We start from the raw sequence: 24,138 nt of genomic DNA on the forward strand, positions 1-24,138 counted from the left end.
AATTTTAAGCAGCGTTTCGTAAATTAGAAAAGATGATACTTTTTACATCCTTGAATTGAGCATAGTCTTAGCAGAAATAACTATTAAATAAATATTGATAAAAGCCTAATATATTTGAATTTCTCTACATAAAACTTTAAATTAGCTCTTATTGAGCTATGTTTATTTTTTAAACTTTTTAAAAGCTATTTAATTCATCAATTAACATGTTGTATGTAGTTGTATATACATAGCATGTCAACTAAAATACTTTTTTGCCTGCCGCCTTTTTGAGTATTTGTTATGCCCAGAACATCAAAACAAGAACATGCTGAGCTTTCGATTGAAGCTGATAGTCCAGTTCCTTTATATCAACGCGTCAAACAGCTAATTTCACAAAAAATTTATGAAGGCTCGTGGGCTGTAAATAAAAAAATTCCTTCGGAAAGTGAACTCGTTAATCAACTCGGCTGTAGCCGTATGACGGTAAACCGTGCGCTACGTGAGTTAACCACTGAGGGCTTGCTTGTGCGAATTCAGGGCGTTGGTTCTTTCGTAGCCGAAGGACAGGGCCGTACTGCACTTTTTCAGATTAATAATATCGCCGATGAGATTATTGCACGAAACCATAAGCACCACGCTGAAGTTTTAGTCTTAGAACAAATTTATGCAAATGCAGAGCAAAGCGTGTTAATGCAGACTCGCGAAGGGCAAAGATTATTTCACTCGATTATTGTGCATTATGAAAATGATGTACCTGTTCAGGTCGAAGATCGTTTAGTTGATGCAGCACTGATTCCAGATTATTTAGAACAAGATTTTAAAACGATTACGCCTAATGCTTACCTCATGGCAAAAGCGCCTGTGACAGAAGGCGAGCATATTGTCGAGGCCGTTTTAGCATCTGCTCAAGAGTGCAAGTGGTTGAAGATCACCAAAGCTGAACCATGTTTACTCATCCGTCGCCGTACATGGTCAAATAAACAACTCATTTCAAGTGCACGTTTGATCTATCCGGGCAGCCGCTATTATCTCGAAGGGAAATTTAATCCATGATTGAATTGATCAGGGCCGATCAATATACAAAAATGCTTTGGAAAAATGGTGCGGGTTTCACTTTAGAAATTGCCAGAAGCCAAGGTGAGGCTGACTTCGATTGGCGCATTTCAATGGCAGATGTAACTACTTCCGGGCCATTTTCGCTATTTCCAAATAAGCAGCGCATTATTAGCGTACTCGATGGACAGGGTATGATTTTGCATGTCGATGATTTACCTGCCAAAAAGCTGAACCAAGGTGATACTTTTGCTTTTCATGGTGAGAGTCAGATCCAAAGTGAACTGGTAGACGGTGCAATTCGAGATTTAAATTTAATTTATGATCCAGCAAAGTTTTATGCTCGTTTTCAGTGGTTGAATGAGGCAGCGGAGCAGACATTTATTAGCTCGGCAGATCTAATTTTTATCTTTAATCAGGGTGGTGAGACACAAGTGAACGTTGATGAGCATTCCTTTGAAATTGCTGCCCATGAGACTTTAAAAATTGAAAAAAATACTGGGGTAACATCGGTTCATTTTACTCAAATTCAGGCAAAAAGTTGTTATGTTATTGAGCTAATTCAACGTTAAAACTTAAATAATTTGCTTATTCAAAAGCACATGTCTAGTGAAAAGGCATGTGCTTTTTTTATGCCAGTTATAAAAATAAATTAATTTAATTCATAAGTTTATTCAATTTTTTTAAAAAAATATGAGTAACCCTCTTCACGCCGAAAAATATTTGTGTAGTATATGGATGTATATACAAGTTAATACATTACTATACAAATGCAGAAACAAGTGATGTTCTGCTGATGTAAGCTCAAAGGAAGGAGTCCGCCTGTGACAACAATGACAACAAAATTTCGTGATGTAGAAATTCGTGCGCCACGCGGCACTGAATTGACGGCTAAAAGTTGGTTAACTGAAGCTCCATTACGTATGTTGATGAATAACCTTGATCCGGACGTTGCAGAAAACCCGAAAGAGTTGGTTGTATACGGTGGTATTGGCCGTGCAGCACGAAACTGGGAATGTTTCGACAAAATTGTAGATACTTTAAAAAATCTTGAAACTGATGAAACTTTATTAGTTCAATCAGGCAAACCAGTAGGTGTATTTAAAACTCATAAAGATGCACCTCGTGTTTTAATTGCAAACTCAAACCTTGTACCGCACTGGGCAAACTGGGAACACTTCAACGAGTTAGACGCAAAAGCACTTGCAATGTACGGTCAAATGACAGCAGGTTCATGGATCTACATCGGTAGCCAAGGCATTGTACAAGGTACTTATGAAACTTTCGTTGAAGCAGGCCGCCAACACTACAACGGTGACTTAAAAGGCCGTTGGGTACTTACTGCCGGTTTAGGTGGTATGGGTGGTGCTCAGCCTTTAGCTGCAACACTTGCAGGTGCATGTTCTTTAAACATTGAATGCCAACAAGCAAGTATCGATTTCCGTTTACGTACCCGTTATGTAGACGAACAAGCAACTGATTTAGATGACGCTTTAGCGCGTATTGACCGCTATACAAAAGAAGGCAAAGCAATTTCAATTGCGCTTCATGGTAACGCTGCTGAAATTTTACCTGAGCTTGTTCGCCGTGGTGTACGTCCAGACATGGTGACTGACCAAACAAGTGCACACGATCCACTCAATGGCTATTTACCAGTAGGTTGGACTTGGGATGAATACCGTGAACGTGCAAAAACTGAACCAGAAGCTGTTGTAAAAGCTGCAAAACAGTCGATGGCGAAGCACGTACAAGCGATGCTCGATTTCCAAAAAATGGGTGTTCCAACATTTGACTACGGCAACAACATCCGCCAAATGGCAAAAGATGAAGGTGTAGCAAACGCTTTTGATTTCCCTGGTTTCGTACCTGCATACATCCGTCCATTGTTCTGTCGCGGTATTGGTCCATTCCGCTGGGCAGCGTTGTCTGGTGACCCAGAAGATATTTATAAAACAGATGCCAAAGTTAAAGAATTAATTCCTGATGATGAACATTTACATCACTGGTTAGACATGGCTCGTGAACGCATTAGCTTCCAAGGCTTACCAGCGCGTATTTGTTGGGTTGGTCTAGGCTTACGTGCAAAACTTGGTTTGGCATTTAACGAAATGGTTCGTAGCGGTGAATTATCAGCTCCAGTTGTGATTGGTCGTGACCATTTAGACTCAGGTTCGGTTGCAAGTCCAAACCGTGAAACTGAAGCAATGCAAGACGGATCTGATGCAGTATCAGACTGGCCTTTATTAAACGCATTGTTAAATACAGCGGGCGGCGCAACTTGGGTGTCTTTACATCACGGTGGCGGTGTAGGTATGGGCTTCTCTCAACACTCAGGCGTTGTGATTGTGTGTGATGGTACAGATGAAGCTGCTGCACGTATTGCGCGCGTACTGACCAATGACCCTGCAACAGGTGTTATGCGTCATGCCGATGCAGGTTATGAAATTGCGATTAACTGTGCGAAAGAGCAAGGCCTACACTTGCCAATGATCACGCAATAAAAATACACGGAAGAACTGGCGGTGCTTTTTGCAATTGTGAAAAGCACCGTCTCAGCAGAATATAGTGCAAAAAATTAGGAAGCCAACATGGAATTATTGATCCAACCGGGAAAACTGACCTTAGCCGATTTACGTCAAGCGTACCTCAATCCGATCAAAGTTAAATTAGATGAAAGTGCTTCATCTGCAATTAATGCAAGCGTGGCTTGCGTTGAGAAAATTGTAAATGAAGGACGTACAGCTTACGGTATTAACACGGGCTTTGGCTTACTTGCTTCAACCAAAATTGCTCCTGAAGATTTAGAAAAGTTACAACGTTCATTGGTTCTTTCGCATGCCGCAGGTGTTGGTGAAGCACTTGATGATGCAATGGTTCGTCTAATTATTCTATTAAAAGCAAATAGTTTGGCGCGTGGTTTCTCTGGTATTCGTCGTAAAGTGATTGATGCTTTGTTGGCTTTAATTAATGCCGAAGTTTACCCACACATTCCACTAAAAGGTTCAGTAGGGGCTTCAGGTGACTTGGCACCACTTGCACACATGTCTTTAGTGTTACTTGGTGAAGGTAAAGCGCGTTATAAGGGTGAATGGTTACCAGCAGTTGAAGCTTTAAAAGTTGCAGGTTTAGAACCGATTTCTTTAGCAGCTAAAGAAGGTTTAGCACTTTTAAACGGTACACAAGTTTCAACCGCTTATGCTTTACGTGGTTTATTTGAAGCTGAAGATTTATTTGCAGCTGCAACGGTTTGTGGTGGCTTAAGCGTTGAAGCAATGCTAGGTTCACGTGCACCATTCGATGCGCGCATTCACGAAGTACGTGGTCAACGTGGTCAAATTGATGTGGCTGCGGCTTATCGTGATCTATTGACTGATTCGAGTGAAATTGCACATTCACACGAAGACTGTAGCAAAGTTCAAGACCCATACTCTTTACGTTGCCAACCACAGGTAATGGGCGCTTGTTTAACCCAAATCCGTCAGGCTGCTGAAGTTTTAGAAATTGAAGCGAATGCTGTATCGGATAACCCGCTTGTTTTTGCTGAACAAGGTGATGTGATTTCTGGTGGTAACTTCCATGCAGAACCTGTAGCAATGGCAGCAGATAATTTAGCATTGGCCATTGCAGAAATTGGTTCACTGTCTGAACGTCGTATTTCAATGATGATGGACCGCCACATGTCACAGCTTCCACCGTTCTTGGTGGCAAATGGTGGTGTGAACTCAGGCTTTATGATTGCTCAAGTGACCGCTGCTGCGCTTGCGAGTGACAACAAGGCACTTGCACATCCTGCAAGTGTTGATAGCTTGCCAACTTCAGCGAATCAGGAAGACCATGTATCAATGGCTCCGAATGCGGGTAAACGTCTTTGGTATATGGCTGACAACGTCCGTGGCATTTTAGCTGTTGAATGGTTAGGCGCTTGTCAGGGTCTAGACTTCCGTGAAGGCTTAAAAAGCTCGCCTAAACTTGAACAAGCTCGTAAAATCTTGCGCGCTCAAGTGCCTTACTACAGTGAAGACCGTTTCTTTGCTCCTGATATTGAGCAAGCAAGTGAATTACTCTCAAGCGGCTGCCTAAACGAGTTAATTATTCCAAAACTACTCCCTAGTTTATCTGAAGTGTGATTGATAAAACGGTCACATGGAGTGGCCGAATCTAACTAAATATCCTCAAGGATTGGAGATTATAATGTCACAAAACTCCACACTACAGCGGGGTTTAAACACCCGCCATATTCGTTTCTTGGCATTGGGCTCAGCAATTGGAACTGGGCTTTTCTATGGTTCGGCAACTGCCATTAAAATGGCAGGGCCTTCAGTTTTACTTGCGTATATCGTTGCAGGGATTGCAATTTATATCGTTATGCGCGCATTGGGTGAAATGGCTGTCCATAATCCCGTCTCTGGCTCATTCAGCCACTATGCATCACAGTACATTGGTCCTTTGGCTGGCTTTACGACAGGCTGGACTTATGTCTTTGAAATGGTGATTGTTGCAATTGCCGATGTGACTGCTTTTGGTATTTATATGGGGTTTTGGTATCCCGATGTACCACGGTGGATCTGGATTTTATCCCTGATTATGTTCTTGGGTGCAATTAACCTGATTCACGTTAAAGTCTTTGGTGAACTCGAGTTTTGGCTTTCTATTGTCAAGGTGAGTGCGATTGTTGCCATGATTTTAGGTGGAATAGGCTTAATGTTCTACGGCTTCCATGCTGACCATAGCAGTGTAGTTCCGGGGATTCAAAACTTGTGGATTTATGATGGCTTTATGCCGCATGGGATTGCAGGTTTGGTTGCATGTTTATCTGTGGTGGTATTTGCTTTCGGTGGTATCGAAATTATTGGTATTACAGCAGGTGAATCACAAGACCCGAAAACAACTTTGCCAAAAGCGATTAATGCTGTTCCAGTACGTATTTTACTTTTCTATGTATTGACCATTTTTGTTTTGATGTCGATTTTCCCATGGAATCAAATTGGTAGCCAAGGTAGTCCATTTGTACAAATTTTTGAAAATCTAGGAATTCCATCTGCTGCGCATATTTTAAATATGGTGGTGGTAACAGCTGCGATCTCTGCAATTAATAGTGATGTGTTTGGTGCTGGCCGTATGCTTTATGGCATGGCAAACCGTGGTCAAGCGCCTCGAGTTTTTCAGAAATTATCACGTAATGGCGTGCCATGGATGACCGTAGTGGTTATGGCAGGTGTGCTATTAATTGGTGTCGTACTGAATTACCTGATTCCTGAAAATGTATTTATGATCATTGCGTCGATTGCAACTTTCGCAACCGTTTGGGTGTGGCTCATGATTTTACTTTCGCAAGTCGCAATGCGCCGTAAGTTGTCTACTGCTGAAATTAAGGCACTGGATTTCCCTGTATGGGGTTGGCCATATGCACCTGCATTTGCGATTGGTTTTATGGCGTTCATTTTAGTCATGATGGGGTATTTCCCAGATTCACGTCCTGCAATTTATGTAGGAATCACTTGGCTTGCTCTGTTAACAATTGCTTATCGCATTTGGGTAAAGCCAGAGCAAAGCTTGGGAAAGGAAAGTAATCCTATCCAGCAAAATGTTGAGATAGAAAGCTAACAAATGAACTGCCCAATGGTTGAACTATTGGGCAGTTTTGAGGAAGGGCTAATGAAAAAACTTTGGCAAAATTGCCACATTGCGACCATGCAAAATGGGCAATATTCATACATTGAAGATGCTGCAATTGTCACAGAAGGGCATCTCATTCACTGGATTGGAAAACAACAACAACTTCCTACCGACACATATTCCGAAACAGTTGATTTAAAAGGTGCTTGGGTAACCCCAGGGTTTATCGACTGCCATACGCATAGTGTATTTGGTGGCAACCGTAGTGTTGAGTTTGAAAAGCGCTTACAAGGCGTGAGCTATGCTGAAATTGCAGCAAGCGGTGGCGGTATTGCCAGTACTGTTCGTGCAACGCGTGAAGCAAGCGAAGAACAACTATTAAAATCAGCACTTAAACGTATTCGCTGTATGCAGCAAGATGGTGTAACCACCATTGAGATTAAGTCTGGTTACGGACTCAACTACGAAAACGAGCGCAAAATGTTGAGTGTGATCCGTCAAATTGGTGAAAAATTACCAATGACGGTGAAAAGCACGTGTTTAGCTGCTCATGCTCTGCCCCCAGAATACAAAGATCAAAGCGATGCTTATATCGAGCATATTTGTACAGAAATGCTGCCTAAACTGCATGCTGAAGGTTTAGTCGATGCAGTTGATGCATTCTGCGAGCATTTAGCCTTTTCACCAGCTCAGGTTGAACGTGTTTTTAAAACGGCACAATCATTGGGTCTACCCGTTAAGCTTCATGCTGAGCAGCTCTCATCGCTAGGTGGCTCAAGCTTGGCAGCACGTTATCATGCTTTGTCGGCTGACCATTTAGAGTACATGACCGAAGATGATGTCAAAGCGATGGCAGAGTCGGGTACGGTTGCTGTGTTATTGCCGGGTGCCTTCTATTTATTACGTGAAACACAATATCCACCGATTGAAAGCCTCATTAAACATGGCGTGCGTATTGCGCTGTCGAGTGATTTAAATCCGGGCACATCTCCAGCACTTTCTGTACGTTTAATGCTCAATATGGGAAGTACGCTATTCCGTTTAACGCCAGAGCAAGCATTAGCAGGTGTCACCATTCATGCCGCACAAGCACTCGGTTTAGAGCAAACGCACGGCAGTCTGGAGCAGGGTAAAGTCGCTGACTTTGTGGCTTGGGACATTGAGCATCCATCTGAAATTGTTTACTGGCTTGGCGGAGATTTGCCGAAGCGAGTCGTTCAGCATGGACAAGAAGTTATTTTTTAAACGGTGTCACATGAATCACACATTTAAATGGCAAGGTCGCCATGATGGCGAGGGTGAAGCACACCAACGTATTCACCATATTATGAATAAAACTCAACATGCCGAATTTGCTCTGATTGGTTTTAGCTCTGATGAAGGCGTGAAACGTAACAAAGGCCGAGTCGGTGCTGCCGATGCACCAGATGCAATTCGCACACAACTTGCCAATTTACCTATTCATCGTCCAGTCAGTATGGTCGATTTGGGTACAGTGACCTGTGAATATGGCAATTTAGAGCAAGCCCAAACAGAGTTGGCTGAGCAAGTCGCAAATAGCTTAAAAAATGGTTTAAAACCGATTGTATTAGGCGGTGGACATGAGGTTGCATTTGGCAGCTTTAGCGGCCTGTTCCAATATGTACAAGCTCACGCGCCAGATAAAAAAATAGGTATTATTAATTTCGATGCCCATTTTGATTTGCGTGAAGCAGAGCATGCCACCTCTGGGACACCTTTTTTACAAGCAGCTCGACTTTCAGAACAGCATCAAAAACAATTTAATTATTTATGTATTGGGGTTGCTAACCATGCCAATACTAAAGTTTTGTTTAATACAGCCGATGCACTAAATTGCTCATATTTAAGAGATCATGAGGTTAATATTTTTAACTTGCCAAAAGTGCTTGCGGCAGTTGATGCTTTTATTGAAAAAGTTGACTGTTTATATATCACGATCGACCTTGATGTATTTACTGCCGCGGTTGCACCCGGAGTAAGTGCACCTGCTGTAAAAGGAATTGATTTAGCTACTTTTGAAGCAATTTTTAAGCATATTCAGGAGACTGGAAAAATCAAACTTCTAGATATTGCCGAGTGCAATCCAAAATTTGATTTAGACAACCGAACAGCAAAACTGGCTGCGTATATTGTTTATCAATATTTGTTTTCTTGAGAAACAATTTTTAATGTAGAAATAAAAAAGTGCACTGAGATCGCTCATGTGCTCTTTTTTTGACTTTCTGATAAATTAAAGTCAGATTCGGAATAAAGATAGCAACTATAAATAATTTAATTAAAAAGAAAATTAATTTATAAAATCATTGAGTTAAAAAATACTCGATTTTTACACCATTTTATATGCTGCTTGGCACGTAATTTGTTTTGTCTTTATTTTAAACTTCGTTAAATATTTCTGGATAATTAAATGAAAAACAGAACCTTACATTTTGCTTGTATCAGTGTTTTATTTTGGATGTCTCATTCTTCTGGTGCTGCAACCCCCGAAATAAATACAAATACCATCGAAAAATCACAATCTAAACAAAACAGTGATGTCTCTGTTCGGGTGAACGCTTTAAACCAGCTTTTACAAGAGCAGTGGGAATATACTTTGAAAAATAATCCTGAAACTGCAACGACTTTAGGAGATTTACGCTACAACAATCGATGGACCGAATTTTCAAAAAATCAGATTGAGAAAGATAAAAAAACTACTCAAAATTTTTTAAAACGTGTTGAAGCAATTGATAGCACAGGATTTTCAGCAACTGATCAATTAAATAAAGATTTAATGATTTATCAGTTGAAAGAGACTCTTAAAAATTATGATTTGAAATTGTATGAGATGCCTTTTAATCAAATGTGGGGGCTACATTTACAGTTTCCGGGATTTATTAGTTCGATTCCATTTAATAATGCGAAGCAATATCAAGACTATATTGCTCGTTTAAAACAAATTCCTCTTATTCTTGATCAAGGGATTCAGTTAGCGAAGCAAGGACAAAAAGATGGCTTGATACCACCGAAATATTTAATTGAAAAAGTGGCAAAGCAGATTGATAGCATTGCAGCTCCCGCAGGGAAAGACAGTGTTTTTGCCTCACCATTAAAGCAATTTCCAAACAACATTTCGAAGGCAGAACAAGAGCGTTTAAGTCGTGAAATTCTACAGGCCATAGACCAGAATGTTCGGCCTGCTTATCAAAAACTCGGCGCGTTTATTCAGAAAGATTACTTACCCTATGGACGACAACACGAGGGTATATGGAGCTTGCCAAACGGTGACGAGCTCTATCGTTTTTATGTAGAAAACAATACGACAACCTCGGAAAGCCCTGAAACTATTCATCAATTGGGATTAAAAGAAGTTGCTCGTATTGAAGCGGAAATGCTGAAAATTGCCAAAGCACAAGGTTTCAATGACTTAAAAAGTTTCCAACAATCTTTAAAAACAAATCCAGCCGTTTTCCCAAAATCTCGTGAAGAAATTTTAGAGATTTATCGCGGGTATATTGCCCAAATGCAACCAGAGTTGCCGAAGCTGTTTGGTTTATTACCCAAAAATAAAGTCGAAGTTTTACCTGTAGAGCAATATCGAGAAAAAGAAGCGGCAGGAGCGGAGTATCACCAAGGCACACCTGATGGTTCACGTCCCGGACAGGTGTATGTAAATACTGGTGACTTCTCTGAACGTTCCAAAATATCAATGGAAGCGACTGCTTACCATGAAGCAATTCCCGGCCACCATATGCAGATTGATATTGCCCAAAACTTACCAAATTTGCCGATGTTCCGAAAGCAACCCAACCACACCGCCTACATTGAAGGATGGGCACTTTACGCAGAGCAATTGGGTAAGGATGTGGGTTTTTATAAAGACCCGCTTTCAGATTATGGAAGGCTCTCGAGTGAGTTGTTCCGTGCTTGTCGCTTAGTGGTGGACACTGGTGTGCATTATAAAAAATGGACCCGTCAGCAAATGATTGATTTCATGAGAGAACACTCAGCTTTAGATGAGCCTGATATTCAGGCAGAGACAGACCGCTATATTGCTATTCCTGCACAAGCATTAGCTTACAAGATGGGCCAATTAAAAATCTTAGAGCTACGCGAGCTAGCCAAACAGGAGCTTGGAGACCGTTTTGATATCAAAGCGTTCCATGACATGGTTTTAAATGCAGGCACATTACCTTTAAATATATTGGATGCACGTATTAAAAATTGGATTAAGGAACAAAAAGCGGCAGCTTAAAGCAAAATTTGAAATTTAGGTCAGGTCCTCGTTGGGCCTGATTTAAAAACGGATAGAAAACATAATATAATAATGAAAAATATAGTTTCTTTTAGAATTTTAAATTGGAAAAATAATGAACCAGAAGAATAACCCGATTGGAATGATTGATTCTGGTTTAGGTGGGCTGTCTCTGTTTAAGCATATTCGGCAGGCCCTTCCGAATGAAGATATTATCTATTTCGCAGACTCAAAATATGTCCCTTATGGAGATAAGGATAGCGACTGGATTGTTTCACGAACCACGCATTTAATTTCAAACCTCGTTAATCAAGGCAAATGCAAAGCGATCGTGATTGCTTGTAACACCATGACGGCTGTAGCGATTGAAACCATTAGAGCGCAAATTAATGTGCCACTGATTGCGATAGAACCAGCGGTAAAACCAGCAGTGGCAATCACACAAAGTAAGCACATTGCTGTTTTGGCAACAGCCACTACGGTGAAGGGTAAAAACTTAAAAAGTTTAATTGAAACGTATGCGCAAGATATTAAAGTCTCTTTAGTGCCGTGCATTGGCTTAGCCGAAAAAATTGAAACGGGTAAAGCGCATACAGCGGAAGTTAAAGATTATTTAAAAAATATTTTAGCGCCGTTGGTCGAGCAAAAAGTCGATACGATTATTTTAGGATGCACACATTATCCGTTTGTTTCAGATACGATTCAGGAAATTGTTGGTCGTGATATCCAAATTATTGAGCCTTCGGAAGCAGTTACCGCACATTTAATGCGCCAATTAAATAGATTTGATTTAAGTTCTGAAAGTCCAAATGAGGGAAATCATATTATTTGGACCAGTTCAGACCCGTTGGAAGTTGCAGACGTTACTTTTTCACTGTTAGGTAAGCATTTACCCGTAAAAGCTATAGAAAAGTAAATTCTAGAAAAGATGATAAGAGGTATATGCTTATCATCTTATGTTTTTATATAAACTATTAAATTATAATTAACGATTAATCTATTTTGTTAACTAAATATATATAACCCAATTTTATATTTTAAATTTAATTAAAAACTGTAAATATAAAAATAAGGATAATATTATTTAAACATTAATTAAATTATTATATTTAAACTTTTTCATTAAAATAAATTGACGTTCTTTATTATACCGATTAATATTTCGTTGCTGGCCTACATTGCCAGTCGGTTTTAGCAGACCGTATCCTAGCGAATGGGTTATACTTTCTGAGTATTTCCCATGTGGAACCTTTGTGCCCCCTTTTTCTCTATGGTAGGGCGGAAGGGGGACGCGTTCGCGCGTGCTGGTCGCTAGGTCAGTCTGCTAACCCTCTTTCGTTCTACCACCATAAATTATTTCGCGGTAATTTGGTGGTAGGACTCCATTTTTAAGGAGTTGGCCATGCCATTATTCAAACTCATTTTCTCTCTCATTTAACTATTTTATTTATTTAAAATTTGGGTTTTTACTACCTGATTTTTTAAATTTATAAATTATCTTTATTTTAAAATCTTAATTATTTTATTTTCCTGTTTGTATGGGAGGATTAATTATTATTTAAAAAATTATTTTAATATTTATTTGAATAATATTTTTGTTTTATTTAAAGATATAAATAATCATGAGAATAATATGAAACTTCATAAATTTATATTGTTTTTAAACCTTGTGGTCGGTGCTTACGGTATTACAAATGATGACACCAATGCTCAGCAGGAATTTAAAAGAATTTGTTTGTCAGGTGAACACATGCAAGCCAGTTGCGATTGTATTTGCCAACAGCTAGAACAGGTGTATTCACCTCAAACCGTACAACGTTTAAAACACACCAGTTTGCAAAGTCCTGATCTCCCACAGGACTTTGCCACTAACATGCTCAGCATCATTCGACGCTGTGACAAAAATGAAATGGGCTAAGTTCGCTTAGCTCCTTTATCTCTGTGTCGCAATCATCTCTCAAACTTTAAATCAGCGCAAAAGTAAAAGTCCATTGTGACATAGGGTCCTAGAGGGGCTTTGCTATCAAACTGGTTTTTCTTTCGTGGGAAAGCTTCTGTGTAGCGGTATGAAGGCAATAAAAAAGCCCGATATGCAGTTATACATATCGGGCTTAATCAATCAGTTATTAAAGCAAAAGATGCCTTAATAATGATCTTTTTTGAATTACTCTACAGTTACTGACTTCGCCAAGTTACGTGGCTGGTCAACGTCTGTACCACGTAAAACAGCAACGTGATAAGACAACAACTGAACTGGTACGCTATAAACGATTGGTGCAAGCCATTCGTTTACTGCTGGAATATGCACAACGTGTTGACGGTCTTTTCCACTGATTCCGCTATTTTCGTCAGCGAAAACAAATAACTCACCACCACGTGCCTGAACTTCTTCCATATTTGATTTTAGCTTATCAAGCATTTCATCATTTGGAGCAAGAATTACGATCGGCATTTCATTATCAACAAGTGCTAATGGGCCGTGTTTTAACTCACCAGCTGCATAGCCTTCTGCATGAATATATGAAATTTCTTTTAGCTTTAATGCGCCTTCCAATGCGATTGGATAATTCGTACCACGGCCTAAGAATAAGCAGTGATTTTTTTCAACGAATAATTCAGACAAACGCAAAATTTCTGGATCATGTTTAAGCGTATCAAGAATAACTTTCGGGCTGTGCCATAACTCACGTGTAATTTCTTCAAGCAGAGCAGGGCTAATACGTTGTTTCACTTGACCAATTTTCAAGATTAACAACATAAGCGCAGCGAGCTGAGTCGTGAACGCTTTAGTTGAAGCAACACCAATTTCAGGACCAGCAAGAGTCAATAAGTGATGATCAGTTTCACGAACCATTGAAGACGTTGCAACGTTACAGATAGTCAAAGTCTGAATATCGATATTGTTTGCTTTCGCACGCTTTTGAGTTTCACGTAGTGCCGCTAAAGTATCGGCAGTTTCACCTGACTGTGAAATACAAATATAAAGTGTATTTTCAACAATTACAGGGGTGCGATAGCGGAATTCACTCGCAATTTCAACTTGGCAAGGCACGCCAATGAGTTGTTCAAACCAATATTTCGCAATCATTCCTGAATGGTAACTTGTACCACATGCAATAATTTGTACGCTTTGAATTTTATTGAAATCTGCATCAGCATTTTTCAAGAAATCATCACGTAAGCTATTGCCATCAAGCGCTTGAGAAATCGTTTGCTTGATTGCTTCTGGTTGCTCATAAATTTCTTTGAGCATGTAGTGTTTGTATTCACCTTTTGATGCACTACTTACGGTTGCATCAAGCTCTCGCACTGGACGTTCAACGCGCTCGCCATTTGCAAATACTTCAATTGAAGTACGAGTAAGACGTGCAATATCACCTTCTTCTAGGTACATAAAGCGGTTAGTCACTGGTAAAAGGGCTAATTGGTCTGAACTAATAAAGTTTTCACCAATACCTACACCAATCACTAAAGGTGAACCTTCACGTACAGTAATCAGTTCATCTGGATAGTCGCTATGGATAATACCTAACGCATAGGCACCTTTAAGCTGCGGTACAACAGTTTCGACAGCTTCTAAAAGGCTATCTGTGCTTTTTAGTGCTTCAGCAACTAAGTGGGCAACAACTTCAGTATCTGTTTGAGAAGTAAAAACATAACCTAAAGCTTGAAGGTCATCTTTTAATTCTTGATAGTTTTCAATAATACCGTTATGTACAACAGCAACCTTACCAGACATATGCGGGTGAGCATTATTTTCAGTTGGTTTACCGTGCGTTGCCCAACGTGTATGTGCAATCCCGATCGCCCCTGTAAGCTGGTGTTCAGCAACAGCATCTGCAAGGTTGATGACTTTACCTACACGGCGCTCACGTAAAATTTGTTGATTATTTAATAAAGCAACACCCGCAGAATCATAACCACGGTATTCAAGACGTTTTAAACCTTCAATTAAAATCTCGGTTACACAACGTTCTGCAACGCCTCCGACGATACCACACATACTTCAATCCTCTTATTTTTTAACCTTTTGGGGACGTTGATAATTTGCTTTTGAAATTTGTTGCGCACGTTCAAAGGAGAGACTTTGTTCGGCTACATCTTTCGTAATCACAGAACCCGCACCAACTGTAGCGCCATTCCCAATGGTCACCGGAGCAACCAGCGAGCTATTAGAACCGATAAAAACGGCATCGCCAATAGTGGTTTTGTGTTTATTTGCACCGTCATAATTACAAGTAATCGTACCTGCCCCAATGTTTGATTCAGCACCGATTTCTGCATCACCTAAATAGGTGAAATGGTTAGCTTTACTACCCAATCCAATTGTTGTGTTTTTAACTTCCACAAAATTGCCAATATGTACTTCATTTGCCAATTTAGCGCCTGGGCGTAAGCGTGCAAATGGTCCAATTTGAGCATTTTCACCGACAACCGCACTATCAAAAATGCTATAAGCCTGAACTTTAGTGCCTGCTGCAATTTTGGTGTTCTTTAAAATACAACCAGCGCCGATTTCGACAAAATCACCAAGCTCGCAGTCGCCTTCAATAACCACATTGACGTCAATACGAACGTCATGTCCAACTTTCACAGTACCGCGTAAGTCAAAACGTGCAGGGTCGGCAAAAGTTACGCCTTGTTGCATAAGCTCTTTTGCTTGCTGTTGTTGAAACTCACGTTCAAGTGCAGCCAGTTGCAAACGGTCATTGACACCTTCAACTTCAAATGCGAGTTCTGGTTGAATAGATGCGATTTCTAGTCCATCTGCAACAGCCATTGCCACGATATCGGTTAGGTAATATTCGCCTTGCGCATTTTCATTTGAAAGTTTAGGCAACCACTCATGAAGTTTTGCATTGCTAACACAGTAAATACCTGTGTTGATTTCTTGAATCTGGCGCTGAGCTTCTGTTGCATCTTTATGCTCAACAATCGCTTGAATCTTGCCTTCTTGACGAACAATACGACCATAGCCTGTTGGGTTGTCGACATGTAAAGTAATCATGCCAATACCCGTTTTACTTGATACTTCAACAAGTTGCTCGAGCGTTGTTTGACGTACTAAAGGCACATCACCATAAAGAATTAATGAAATACCGTCTTTAGGAAGTACGGGTAAGGTCATTTGTACGGCATGACCTGTACCTAATTGTTCTGCTTGTTCAACCCATTCAATATTTTCTTGTGAAAAAGTTTGTTTGACGTGGTCACCACCATGCCCATAAATCGTAATAATATTTTCTGCGAATATTTTTTTTGCTGTTTGAATGACATGTCCTAAGAGTGGGCGACCCGCTAAAGGTTGTAGCACTTTAGGAAGCTGAGAACGCATACGCGTTCCTTTGCCTGCAGCAAGAATAATGACGGTAGTTGACATGAATAACTCTAATGATTTAACTCAAATGGATAATAATTAGTGTACAAAGAGCAGCCCATACACCGGCAATAATATCGTCAAGCATAATACCAAAACCACCATGCACTTGACGATCAATAACGCGTATAGGCCAAGGTTTCCAAACATCGAAAATCCGAAATAATATAAATCCCCCAATCACCCACATCCAATTCATTTGTTGTAAATAAAGCAGAGGAAGAAAGGTAATAGATTGACCTGCAAATTCGTCCCACACAATTCGACCATCATCGTGTACGTCTATCACTTTTGCAGTTTGACCACAGATATAAATCCCGACCAATGACATGATGAGGATAGCGATCAAGCTTAAGTGAAAGCCAAGCGATAACCAGATTGGAACGAAGAGTAGGGCAAAGGCAGAGCCAAAAGTACCGGGAGCTTTAGGTGCGAGACCAGATCCGAAACCAACTCCACAGAAAACGATGCAGCGGTTGAACCAAGACATGTCCTTAAAATGAATCGGTGGCTTATGCAAAGTGTTGGTATCCATGAATTTGCAATGGGTAATCTGAACCCAAATGCTCAAAAGTTAGTTGTGTTTTTTCAACGATCTCTCCGATCATTGTAATCTTAATGTCTAGTTGTTTTTGCAAAAGTTTTTCATAATTTTGCGGTGTTATTGTAAAACATAATTCGTAGTCATCGCCACCAGCGAGTGCATATTGCCAACGCTGCTGTTCCGGTAGTTCTTGTAGTGTTGAATCAATCGGTAATTTTTCTAAAAATAATCGGGCACCGACCTTTGACGCTTTTAAAATATGACCTAAATCTTGGGCTAATCCATCCGAAATATCAATCATACTTGAAGCTAATCCCTTCAACTGCTGTCCAAGCTGACAGCGTGGAGTTGGGTAGTCCAATCTTTTTTGTAATGGATGACCTAGGTGCTGTAAACCATACGCGGCATCACCCACTTGACCGCTCACACAAACATAGTCACCGACTTTGGCACCGGAACGTAACACAGCTTGTCCAGTTTCAACCCAGCCCATGGCTGTGACGGTAATGGTGAGATGAGGACCTTGCGTCGTATCTCCACCAATAAGAGCAACCCCAAATTGATTACAGCAGTCATAAATTCCCTGACTGAATCCTTCAAGCCATTCATGGTCAATAGTAGGAAGACTTAACGCTAGTAAAATACTATGCGGTTTTGCCCCCATTGCTGCAATATCTGAAAGATTGACAGCCACACTTTTCCAGCCAATCGCATGGGCAGAAGTATCAAGAGGGAAGTGACGTCCAGCAACGAGTGTATCTGCACAGATCACCAATTGTTGGTTTGCGGGAGGGGTAATTAAGGCTGAGTCATCTCCAATACCTAAGGTGACATCTGTATAAGAGTGTCTGTTAAAGTACTGGTCAATAATAGAAAACTCAGCCATATCAACTTCAAACCTGTTAGTTTGCTTGTTGTTTTTCAGCACTACGTAGTGTTGAACTTAAACGATCTAGAACGCCATTAATATATTTATGGCTATCTGCTCCACCAAAGTGTTTAGCGAGTTCAATAGCTTCATCTAGAACGACACGATAAGGTACTTCTAAATGATCACGTAACTCGTAAGCACCTAAGCGTAATGTCGCTAGCTCTACACCATCAAGTGCACTAAGTTCACGGTCAAGAACCGGAACAAGTAATGCATCAAGTTCTTCGTGCTGTGCAATCACTTGTGTTAGCAGTTCGTGATAGTAGTTTAAGTCTACCTTGTGCATTGCATTTTCCGCACGGGTACGTGCTTCGATTTCATGTACAGGGTTGTGACTCATTTGCCACTCATAAATACCTTGTACAGCAAAACGACGTGCTTTACGCTTTGCTGCATAAGCGGCTTGCAGTGTTTGAGACATGCTTTAAATTGCCTTTAATAAATTAACCATTTCAATAGCAGTTAACGCAGCTTCGCTACCTTTGTTTCCTGCTTTTGTACCTGAACGTTCGATGGCTTGCTCGATGCTATCAGTAGTTAATACACCATTGATGACAGGCAAGCTGCTTTCTAACGCGACTACACCTAAACCTTTTGCACATTCACCAGCAACGAAGTCAAAGTGTGGTGTGCTACCACGAATCACTGCGCCAAGTGCGATGATTGCATCAAACTGGTTTGATGTAGCTAATTTTTTAGCAACAATCGGGAGTTCCCATGCGCCAGGAGCATGAATAACAGTAATGTTATCTTCATTTACACCATGACGTTTTAATGTGTCGATTGCACCATCCAATAAGTGTTCAACAACAAAGCTGTTGAAACGACCCACTAAAATCGCATAACGACCTTCGCTTGCGAGATGTAATAAACCTTCAATACGGCGAATTGCCATAGCAACCTCGATTATTTCGTTGTGATTTGATCAGCAGTGACATATTCCACTACTTCTAAATTAAAGCCAGATAAAGCATTGAAACGTAATGGTGAGCTAAGAAGCTTCATTTTTTCAACACCTAAATCACGCAAAATTTGAGCACCGACACCAATAGTTTGATATTGATGTGAAAGTGCTGCATTGGATTTCACCGGTTTTGGCTTATTTAAATCATCCAACGCTGGTCCCAAGTCTTGCAAATGATCTTGTCCGATCCAGACTAAAACACCGCGATCACTCGCTGCAATCGTCTGTAGTGCACGGTCTAGATTCCACGCAGGTTCACCATCAGCTTTATTCAGCTTAAGTAAATCGCGAATTGGACTGAAACCATGTACACGTACTGTTGTAACACCTTCTTTTGGCTCGCCTTTGACTAAAGCCAAATGAATGTCCGGGTTACCAATCTCACGATAACGATAGAGTTCAAATGAACCATATTCTGTTTGAATGGTCTTTTGATCCAGACGTTCAACCGTTTGCTCATTGGTCATGCGGTAGTGAATCAAGTCCGCAATTGTACCAATTTTTAAGCCATGCTTCTCAGCAAAAATTTCTAAATCTGCACGGCGAGCCATTGTGCCATCTTCATTAATGATTTCACAAATGACAGAAGCCGGTTCAAGACCTGCTAAACGCGTTAAATCACAACCTGCTTCGGTATGACCTGCACGATGTAAAACACCGCCTGGTTGTGCCATTAATGGGAAAATATGGCCCGGTTGTACGATATCAGTTGGTTTTGCATGCGCTGCGACAGCAGTTTGAATTGTATGTGCACGCTCTGCTGCTGAAATACCTGTTGTAATACCTTCAGCGGCTTCGATTGATAACGTAAAGTTAGTGCTGTGTTGGGCACCGTTTTGGTCAACCATCAAAGGAAGGTTTAACTGTTTACAGCGCTCACGACTTAACGTTAGACAAACTAGACCACGTGCATGAGTAATCATGAAGTTAATATCTTCAGGACGAACATGCGTTGCTGCAATGACAAGATCACCTTCATTTTCGCGATCTTCGTCATCCATCAAGATAACCATTTTGCCTGCACGAATATCGGCGACAAGATCTTCAACACGACTCAGCGGCATTCGCTTTCACCTTTTTTTTGTCGTAAGACAATTTCTATTTAATAAATTTTGCATAGTTTACGCTGTTTAGATAATTTTGCCTATGATTCTGATTTATCCAAATTTGTGACACTTAAGAATAGATCGAGATTTATTTATACAAATAAATCATAAGAAAAAGGAGGGGTTTTAAATAAAAGCTATGAATTTAAATAAAAAAAACCTAGCCAAAAGGCTAGGTTCCGATGCGCTTAGTTACTTTTTATGAAGCTGCACTGCTTGGACTGTCATTTTGTGGGATTGATTTTTTACCCATTAAAATTTCAGTCCGGATATTTTGAGCAAGTTCAGCACACTCTGCATTCATACCATTGATCATAAATGCATGACGTGTCATCACATTACTTGGGTTTGGCATTGCAACAAGTTGATAGCTGTCTTGAATCGCCTTGAGCTGTTCATTCTCAAGATATAAAGCCGACTCTTTGGCATGAAGATGCTGTGCTAAACGTTGAGCAGCTTCTTTTGCATCAATTTGCATGGCTTCTACAGCGTTACACATTGCACTACGAGTTTGCAGCGCAAAGCGTTTATCTTCGCGGTAACGTTTATATAAAACGTCAGAGAGTAGTTGGAAGACAGTTCCAATCATGAGCAGACACTCTACGGCATGCGTATGCGACGTTGAAATCGCAAGCGTCGCACCGTCGGCATTAAACTCGTCTACCACTTCAATATCGGTTAGCTTCAATTGGTAATGCTTAATGCACAACTCAATACTCTTGTTTAAAAAGAGCTGACAAAGTTTAAAGTACGGTACAGAAACAGATTGGTTAACACTGCTTAATAACTGTTTAGGGTCATAAAACTGGATATTGAGTGCCAAAGTATGTTGATCAACTGAATCTGAAGTTTTTTCAGTTTGTGGGCGAACCTTTGGTTTAGCTTTTGCCTGTTGCTGTGCTTGTGCAACCAAGGTTACCGTATTTTGCTTTTCTAGAGCCAATGCTTGAGTTAACTGCTGAATTTCATGTTTCAAGCGGTTTTCTTCATTAATACGTGCCAAATATTCGCTACGGGTTGGACGAGCAATCGCGCGATAGGCAAGCCATAATAAAACATGCAAAAATAGTGAAGCTAAAATTGCAAGCCATTGTGTGCGAAGAATTTCTCCAATACTTGGCTGGATCAACGTAACTTCGATAGACCCTACTTTCTTTTCATTTTGAAGGGCATCACGAGCAAAAATCTCGCCTTGGCGGGTTTTTGAAATTCCGCTCGTTGCTAGAACCTGTTTGTTAGCATCAAGAATGCGAATAGACGCAACACTTGGATTGGTCGCATAGCGATTGGCAATCAGAGCTAAAGACACCGTATTGGCAGGTTCAAGCTCAGATAAGCTGTCTGCAACGAGCTGACTGGTCATGAGCTGACCTTGACTCGCACGGTTTTCATTAAGCTGGTGTGTCGTTGCAATGACCAATAAAAAGGTATGCAATGCAAAACTAACGATCAGTAGGCTAGCAAATAGCCCTTGTCTAGGCGCAATCAAGTTAAACTTCCAAGGCAATTATATTGAAATTCGATTATGATTCTTACAATAGTTGTCACTCAGACTAGAGTCAATTCATGCGAGAAATCATTCTTATATCCTTTTTAGGACCGGACCAACCAAACCAGTTTACCCGATTAATGCAAGTACTATCCGTACATTCATTGCAAATACTGGATGTAGGTCAGGCTGTTATTCATAATCAACTTACATTAGGCATTGTGGTCGCTTCTGATAATGAAACTGCGACCGCATTGGCAATGAAAGAGATTCTGATTTTAGCACATGATATTGGCTTAACAGTGCGCTTTAAACCAATCACGGGCGCAGAATACGATCAATGGGTAAGCGAAGGCGGCCGTACTCGTTATATCGTCACGGCTTTAGCCCCAGAACTCACTGCTGCACATTTACAAGCGGTTACACAAATTGTGTCTAGCCAAGGCTTTAATATCGAAACGGTAACGCGTTTATCAGGTCGTGTCGACTTTGAAAAGGATAACGCATTCCCACGCCGTGCATGTGTACAGTTTGGTTTAAGTAGCGGCCCAACTTTAGATGCACAAGCTATGCGTGCTGCATGTTTACTTCTTTCAAGCGAATTAAATATTGATGTTGCTGTTCAAGAAGACAACGCTTATCGACGCAATCGCCGTTTAGTGTGTTTCGATATGGACTCAACCTTAATTGAGCAAGAAGTGATTGATGAGTTGGCGATTGAAGCAGGGGTAGGCGCTCAAGTTGCTGAAATTACTGAAAGAGCGATGCAAGGTGAGCTTGATTTTCAGCAAAGTTTCCGCGCACGTGTCGCATTATTAAAAGGTCTTGATGCCGCTGTTTTACCTAAAATTGCAGAGCGTTTAACCATTACCGAAGGTGCAGAACGCCTGATCTCGACTTTAAAAGCACTTGGGTATAAAACGGCAATTTTATCAGGTGGATTCCAGTATTTTGCTGAATATTTACAAGGCAAACTGGGTATTGATGAAGTTCATGCCAATATCTTAGATGTGCAAGACGGTTTCGTAACAGGTGAAGTGAAAGGTGCGATTGTTGATGGTGCCCGTAAAGCTGAGCTATTACGCGAGCTTGCGAATAAAATGGGTATTTCTCTAGAGCAAGCGATGGCAGTAGGCGATGGCGCAAACGACTTGCCAATGCTTGCTATTGCGGGCCTAGGCGTTGCTTATCGTGCAAAACCATTAGTACGTCAAAATGCAAATCAAGCGATCTCAAGTGTTGGTTTAGATGGTGTTCTTTATTTACTCGGTATGCATGACAAAGATTTAAATCGTGCTTAACCTATATGGATAAGCTTTAAGCGCTACTTCAGAGTAGCGCTTTTTTTATGCAGAATAGTCATAAAAACAAGCAAGTTATGACAGAATTTTGCACAGAAAAAAGGCAATAAAAAAAACTGAAAAAAACTTATTTTGATCCTTAAAAACAGCATATTTTTTTGTAATGACACGCCAGAATTGATGCCATATAGGGAATCGAACTTTTTGAATTTTACAAAAATGTAATGACAAAAGAATGTTGCGACAAAATATGTCGCATTAAGAAAAAACGGGTCTTTTTTTCTAAAAAAAAACATACATAATGCATCCTAAGCTTCAACACAAATCATGAATTAAAGTTGTTTTTGGAATGAGGTCGGGTATTAAAGACCGAATGTTTTTAGACGTTTTCATTAAGACGGAGGTTTCTATGGTAACAGCGAATTTTGCCGCTATCGCCGGATTCAGCTTAATTGCTGTCGCGCTTGTTGCTGTTTTCTTTTCTCCTTACCGTCGTTGGCTTGGTTTTATGCTTGCAGGGATGTTCTTTTGGGGGCTATTGGAAGTGGTCCGTTTTGGAGTTCAAGTCACTTTTGAGATGCCAGTCACATATAGTTATTTAACTGCACTAAGTCTAGCGATGGTAATGGTTACATTTATTTTGTTACGTGAGGATAAACAAGCACAAAAGGCTTTGGCAAATCGCCAATATATAGAACACACGCCAGTATATGAAGATGATCAGCAGCAATGTTCTAGCCGATAATTAAATTGTTATCTAAAGGTAAAAAGGCATGCACAGCATGCCTTTTTCATTTACGAAACGTGATTTTTATTATACAAAGCATTTATTAAAAAATAGCCAGTTATGCTACGATAGATGTGTCTGTTGACGTTTCATCTAGATTGCGTTGCCAGCTAAAAAATTATCAATTGAGGCATAAAACATAAGCAATGGTATGGCCTTGCTAAGTTTTGCTCTAAAGTTTTCATAAAAATACAATAGGCGTGAATGTTCATGAAACTTTCTTCTATACCTGTAGTCAAGTTACCTCTCGTTGATGTCAGTACAGACCCGTTAGATTTATTGGTAGCAGGTTTAGTGCTGCGTATGAAGCAGTTGGCGCGTACTAGCCCTAAGTTTATTGAACTGATTCATGACCGTGCTTTCCGTATTCAGATCGGTACAGATTTAGGTGTTGCACGTCAGATCATTATTAATAATGGCCAGATCGACACGGTTGCAGGTGCACCTGAAAAAGCTGATTTTATTTTGCAATTTGCAGACAGTGAGCAAGGTGTAAAAACTTTGATCAAAGGTGACCCAACAGCATTTATGACGGGTATGCAAGAAGGCAGTATTAAAATGGAAGGTGACTTCAGCTTATTGGTATGGTTTAACCAAGTTGCTAAGCTCATTCCACCTAAGTTACCAAAACCAGTAAAAGATAAAGTACGTCAGGCGCGTGCTTTCATTAAAGAAAAAACTGGTCGCTAATATCCAGCTATAAAAAAACTCCCGTTTTGGGGAGTTTTTTTAT

The 24,138-nt window shown here is 40.4% G+C and carries 20 protein-coding genes and 1 pseudogene; 13 read left to right on the plus strand and 8 right to left on the minus strand.

Going from position 1 to position 24,138, the window contains the following annotated elements; genetic code table 11:
- Positions 1 to 282 precede the first annotated feature (282 nt).
- From hutC to F931_RS18555, 10 genes and pseudogenes are all read left to right on the plus strand, one after another.
- Positions 283 to 1,035, plus strand: coding sequence for a histidine utilization repressor (hutC, locus tag F931_RS18510; protein ID WP_016142693.1), 753 nt, complete (start codon positions 283 to 285; stop codon positions 1,033 to 1,035).
- Positions 1,032 to 1,607, plus strand: a complete 576-nt coding sequence (locus tag F931_RS18515; RefSeq protein ID WP_016142694.1) for a HutD/Ves family protein — start codon at positions 1,032 to 1,034, stop codon at positions 1,605 to 1,607. Before hutC ends, F931_RS18515 begins: the two co-directional genes overlap by 4 nt.
- A 261-nt stretch (positions 1,608 to 1,868) precedes the next feature.
- Positions 1,869 to 3,536, plus strand: a complete 1,668-nt coding sequence (gene hutU, locus F931_RS18520; RefSeq protein WP_080648612.1) for a urocanate hydratase — start codon at positions 1,869 to 1,871, stop codon at positions 3,534 to 3,536.
- 87 nt (positions 3,537 to 3,623) lie between these two features.
- Positions 3,624 to 5,162 carry a histidine ammonia-lyase gene (hutH, locus tag F931_RS18525; RefSeq protein ID WP_000421598.1) on the plus strand — a complete coding sequence of 513 codons (1,539 nt, stop codon included), beginning with the start codon at positions 3,624 to 3,626 and terminating at the stop codon, positions 5,160 to 5,162.
- A gap of 64 nt (positions 5,163 to 5,226) precedes the next feature.
- Positions 5,227 to 6,639, plus strand: a complete 1,413-nt coding sequence (gene proY, locus F931_RS18530; RefSeq protein ID WP_016142696.1) for an amino acid permease — start codon at positions 5,227 to 5,229, stop codon at positions 6,637 to 6,639.
- Between the two features lie 51 nt (positions 6,640 to 6,690).
- Positions 6,691 to 7,896 (plus strand): imidazolonepropionase, encoded by a 1,206-nt coding sequence (hutI, locus tag F931_RS18535; RefSeq protein WP_016142697.1) that lies wholly within the window; start codon positions 6,691 to 6,693, stop codon positions 7,894 to 7,896.
- Positions 7,897 to 7,906: 10 nt separating this feature from the next.
- Positions 7,907 to 8,827, plus strand: coding sequence for a formimidoylglutamase (hutG, locus tag F931_RS18540; protein ID WP_025470415.1), 921 nt, complete (start codon positions 7,907 to 7,909; stop codon positions 8,825 to 8,827).
- A 252-nt stretch (positions 8,828 to 9,079) separates the two neighbouring features.
- Positions 9,080 to 10,906, plus strand: coding sequence for a DUF885 domain-containing protein (locus F931_RS18545; protein WP_016142699.1), 1,827 nt, complete (start codon positions 9,080 to 9,082; stop codon positions 10,904 to 10,906).
- A gap of 115 nt (positions 10,907 to 11,021) precedes the next feature.
- Complete coding sequence (gene murI / locus F931_RS18550; RefSeq protein ID WP_016142700.1) at positions 11,022 to 11,822, plus strand: glutamate racemase; 801 nt, start codon at positions 11,022 to 11,024, stop codon at positions 11,820 to 11,822.
- A gap of 717 nt (positions 11,823 to 12,539) precedes the next feature.
- A pseudogene (locus tag F931_RS18555) lies at positions 12,540 to 12,834 on the plus strand (hypothetical protein).
- 236 nt (positions 12,835 to 13,070) lie between these two features.
- On the opposite strand, the gene glmS reads toward F931_RS18555, so the two are convergent.
- The 8 genes from glmS to F931_RS18595 all read right to left on the minus strand — a co-directional run bounded on the left by glmS (position 13,071) and on the right by F931_RS18595 (position 21,335).
- Positions 13,071 to 14,909 (minus strand): glutamine--fructose-6-phosphate transaminase (isomerizing), encoded by a 1,839-nt coding sequence (glmS, locus tag F931_RS18560; protein WP_016142702.1) that lies wholly within the window; start codon positions 14,907 to 14,909, stop codon positions 13,071 to 13,073.
- A gap of 12 nt (positions 14,910 to 14,921) precedes the next feature.
- Entirely contained in the window at positions 14,922 to 16,286 is a 1,365-nt protein-coding gene (gene glmU / locus F931_RS18565; RefSeq protein ID WP_016142703.1) for a bifunctional UDP-N-acetylglucosamine diphosphorylase/glucosamine-1-phosphate N-acetyltransferase GlmU, read from the minus strand.
- A gap of 16 nt (positions 16,287 to 16,302) precedes the next feature.
- On the minus strand, positions 16,303 to 16,818 hold the full coding sequence (pgpA, locus tag F931_RS18570) for a phosphatidylglycerophosphatase A family protein (protein ID WP_016142704.1): 516 nt from the start codon (positions 16,816 to 16,818) through the stop codon (positions 16,303 to 16,305).
- Positions 16,796 to 17,713 carry a thiamine-phosphate kinase gene (gene thiL, locus F931_RS18575; protein ID WP_016142705.1) on the minus strand — a complete coding sequence of 306 codons (918 nt, stop codon included), beginning with the start codon at positions 17,711 to 17,713 and terminating at the stop codon, positions 16,796 to 16,798. The genes pgpA and thiL overlap by 23 nt, the downstream gene beginning before the upstream one ends.
- A gap of 16 nt (positions 17,714 to 17,729) precedes the next feature.
- Positions 17,730 to 18,179: a transcription antitermination factor NusB gene (nusB, locus tag F931_RS18580; protein ID WP_016142706.1), complete on the minus strand. Its 450-nt coding sequence runs from the start codon at positions 18,177 to 18,179 to the stop codon at positions 17,730 to 17,732.
- Positions 18,180 to 18,182: 3 nt separating this feature from the next.
- Positions 18,183 to 18,653 carry a 6,7-dimethyl-8-ribityllumazine synthase gene (gene ribE, locus F931_RS18585; RefSeq protein WP_002119264.1) on the minus strand — a complete coding sequence of 157 codons (471 nt, stop codon included), beginning with the start codon at positions 18,651 to 18,653 and terminating at the stop codon, positions 18,183 to 18,185.
- Positions 18,654 to 18,664: 11 nt separating this feature from the next.
- Positions 18,665 to 19,786 carry a bifunctional 3,4-dihydroxy-2-butanone-4-phosphate synthase/GTP cyclohydrolase II gene (gene ribBA, locus F931_RS18590; RefSeq protein WP_016142707.1) on the minus strand — a complete coding sequence of 374 codons (1,122 nt, stop codon included), beginning with the start codon at positions 19,784 to 19,786 and terminating at the stop codon, positions 18,665 to 18,667.
- A gap of 241 nt (positions 19,787 to 20,027) precedes the next feature.
- Positions 20,028 to 21,335, minus strand: coding sequence for a hypothetical protein (locus tag F931_RS18595; protein WP_080649539.1), 1,308 nt, complete (start codon positions 21,333 to 21,335; stop codon positions 20,028 to 20,030).
- 59 nt (positions 21,336 to 21,394) lie between these two features.
- On the opposite strand from F931_RS18595, the gene serB reads away from it, so the two are divergent.
- The 3 genes from serB (at position 21,395) to F931_RS18610 (ending at position 24,095) form a co-directional block, all read left to right on the plus strand.
- Positions 21,395 to 22,618: a phosphoserine phosphatase SerB gene (serB, locus tag F931_RS18600; RefSeq protein WP_016142709.1), complete on the plus strand. Its 1,224-nt coding sequence runs from the start codon at positions 21,395 to 21,397 to the stop codon at positions 22,616 to 22,618.
- 409 nt (positions 22,619 to 23,027) lie between these two features.
- On the plus strand, positions 23,028 to 23,363 hold the full coding sequence (aciT, locus tag F931_RS18605; protein ID WP_002119105.1) for a ciprofloxacin tolerance protein AciT: 336 nt from the start codon (positions 23,028 to 23,030) through the stop codon (positions 23,361 to 23,363).
- A gap of 252 nt (positions 23,364 to 23,615) precedes the next feature.
- Positions 23,616 to 24,095, plus strand: a complete 480-nt coding sequence (locus F931_RS18610; RefSeq protein WP_025470417.1) for an SCP-2 sterol transfer family protein — start codon at positions 23,616 to 23,618, stop codon at positions 24,093 to 24,095.
- Positions 24,096 to 24,138: the final 43 nt, after the last annotated feature.

The organism is Acinetobacter pittii ANC 4050 (assembly GCF_000399685.1).
GTDB classification, from domain to species: Bacteria; Pseudomonadota; Gammaproteobacteria; order Pseudomonadales; family Moraxellaceae; genus Acinetobacter; species Acinetobacter pittii_E.

Bases quoted from the DNA above. Each gene is read 5' to 3' on its own strand.
- hutG (WP_025470415.1), top strand. From the start codon at position 7,907: ATGAATCACACATTTAAATGGCAAGGTCGCCATGATGGCGAGGGTGAA.
- nusB (WP_016142706.1), bottom strand. From the start codon at position 18,179: ATGTCTCAAACACTGCAAGCCGCTTATGCAGCAAAGCGTAAAGCACGT.
- F931_RS18545 (WP_016142699.1), top strand. From the start codon at position 9,080: ATGAAAAACAGAACCTTACATTTTGCTTGTATCAGTGTTTTATTTTGG.
- proY (WP_016142696.1), top strand. From the start codon at position 5,227: ATGTCACAAAACTCCACACTACAGCGGGGTTTAAACACCCGCCATATT.
- glmS (WP_016142702.1), bottom strand. From the start codon at position 14,909: ATGTGTGGTATCGTCGGAGGCGTTGCAGAACGTTGTGTAACCGAGATT.
- hutU (WP_080648612.1), top strand. From the start codon at position 1,869: ATGACAACAAAATTTCGTGATGTAGAAATTCGTGCGCCACGCGGCACT.
- F931_RS18515 (WP_016142694.1), top strand. From the start codon at position 1,032: ATGATTGAATTGATCAGGGCCGATCAATATACAAAAATGCTTTGGAAA.
- hutH (WP_000421598.1), top strand. From the start codon at position 3,624: ATGGAATTATTGATCCAACCGGGAAAACTGACCTTAGCCGATTTACGT.
- hutI (WP_016142697.1), top strand. From the start codon at position 6,691: ATGAAAAAACTTTGGCAAAATTGCCACATTGCGACCATGCAAAATGGG.
- serB (WP_016142709.1), top strand. From the start codon at position 21,395: ATGCGAGAAATCATTCTTATATCCTTTTTAGGACCGGACCAACCAAAC.
- ribE (WP_002119264.1), bottom strand. From the start codon at position 18,653: ATGGCAATTCGCCGTATTGAAGGTTTATTACATCTCGCAAGCGAAGGT.
- ribBA (WP_016142707.1), bottom strand. From the start codon at position 19,786: ATGCCGCTGAGTCGTGTTGAAGATCTTGTCGCCGATATTCGTGCAGGC.
- F931_RS18610 (WP_025470417.1), top strand. From the start codon at position 23,616: ATGAAACTTTCTTCTATACCTGTAGTCAAGTTACCTCTCGTTGATGTC.
- aciT (WP_002119105.1), top strand. From the start codon at position 23,028: ATGGTAACAGCGAATTTTGCCGCTATCGCCGGATTCAGCTTAATTGCT.
- hutC (WP_016142693.1), top strand. From the start codon at position 283: ATGCCCAGAACATCAAAACAAGAACATGCTGAGCTTTCGATTGAAGCT.
- glmU (WP_016142703.1), bottom strand. From the start codon at position 16,286: ATGTCAACTACCGTCATTATTCTTGCTGCAGGCAAAGGAACGCGTATG.
- thiL (WP_016142705.1), bottom strand. From the start codon at position 17,713: ATGGCTGAGTTTTCTATTATTGACCAGTACTTTAACAGACACTCTTAT.
- pgpA (WP_016142704.1), bottom strand. From the start codon at position 16,818: ATGGATACCAACACTTTGCATAAGCCACCGATTCATTTTAAGGACATG.
- murI (WP_016142700.1), top strand. From the start codon at position 11,022: ATGAACCAGAAGAATAACCCGATTGGAATGATTGATTCTGGTTTAGGT.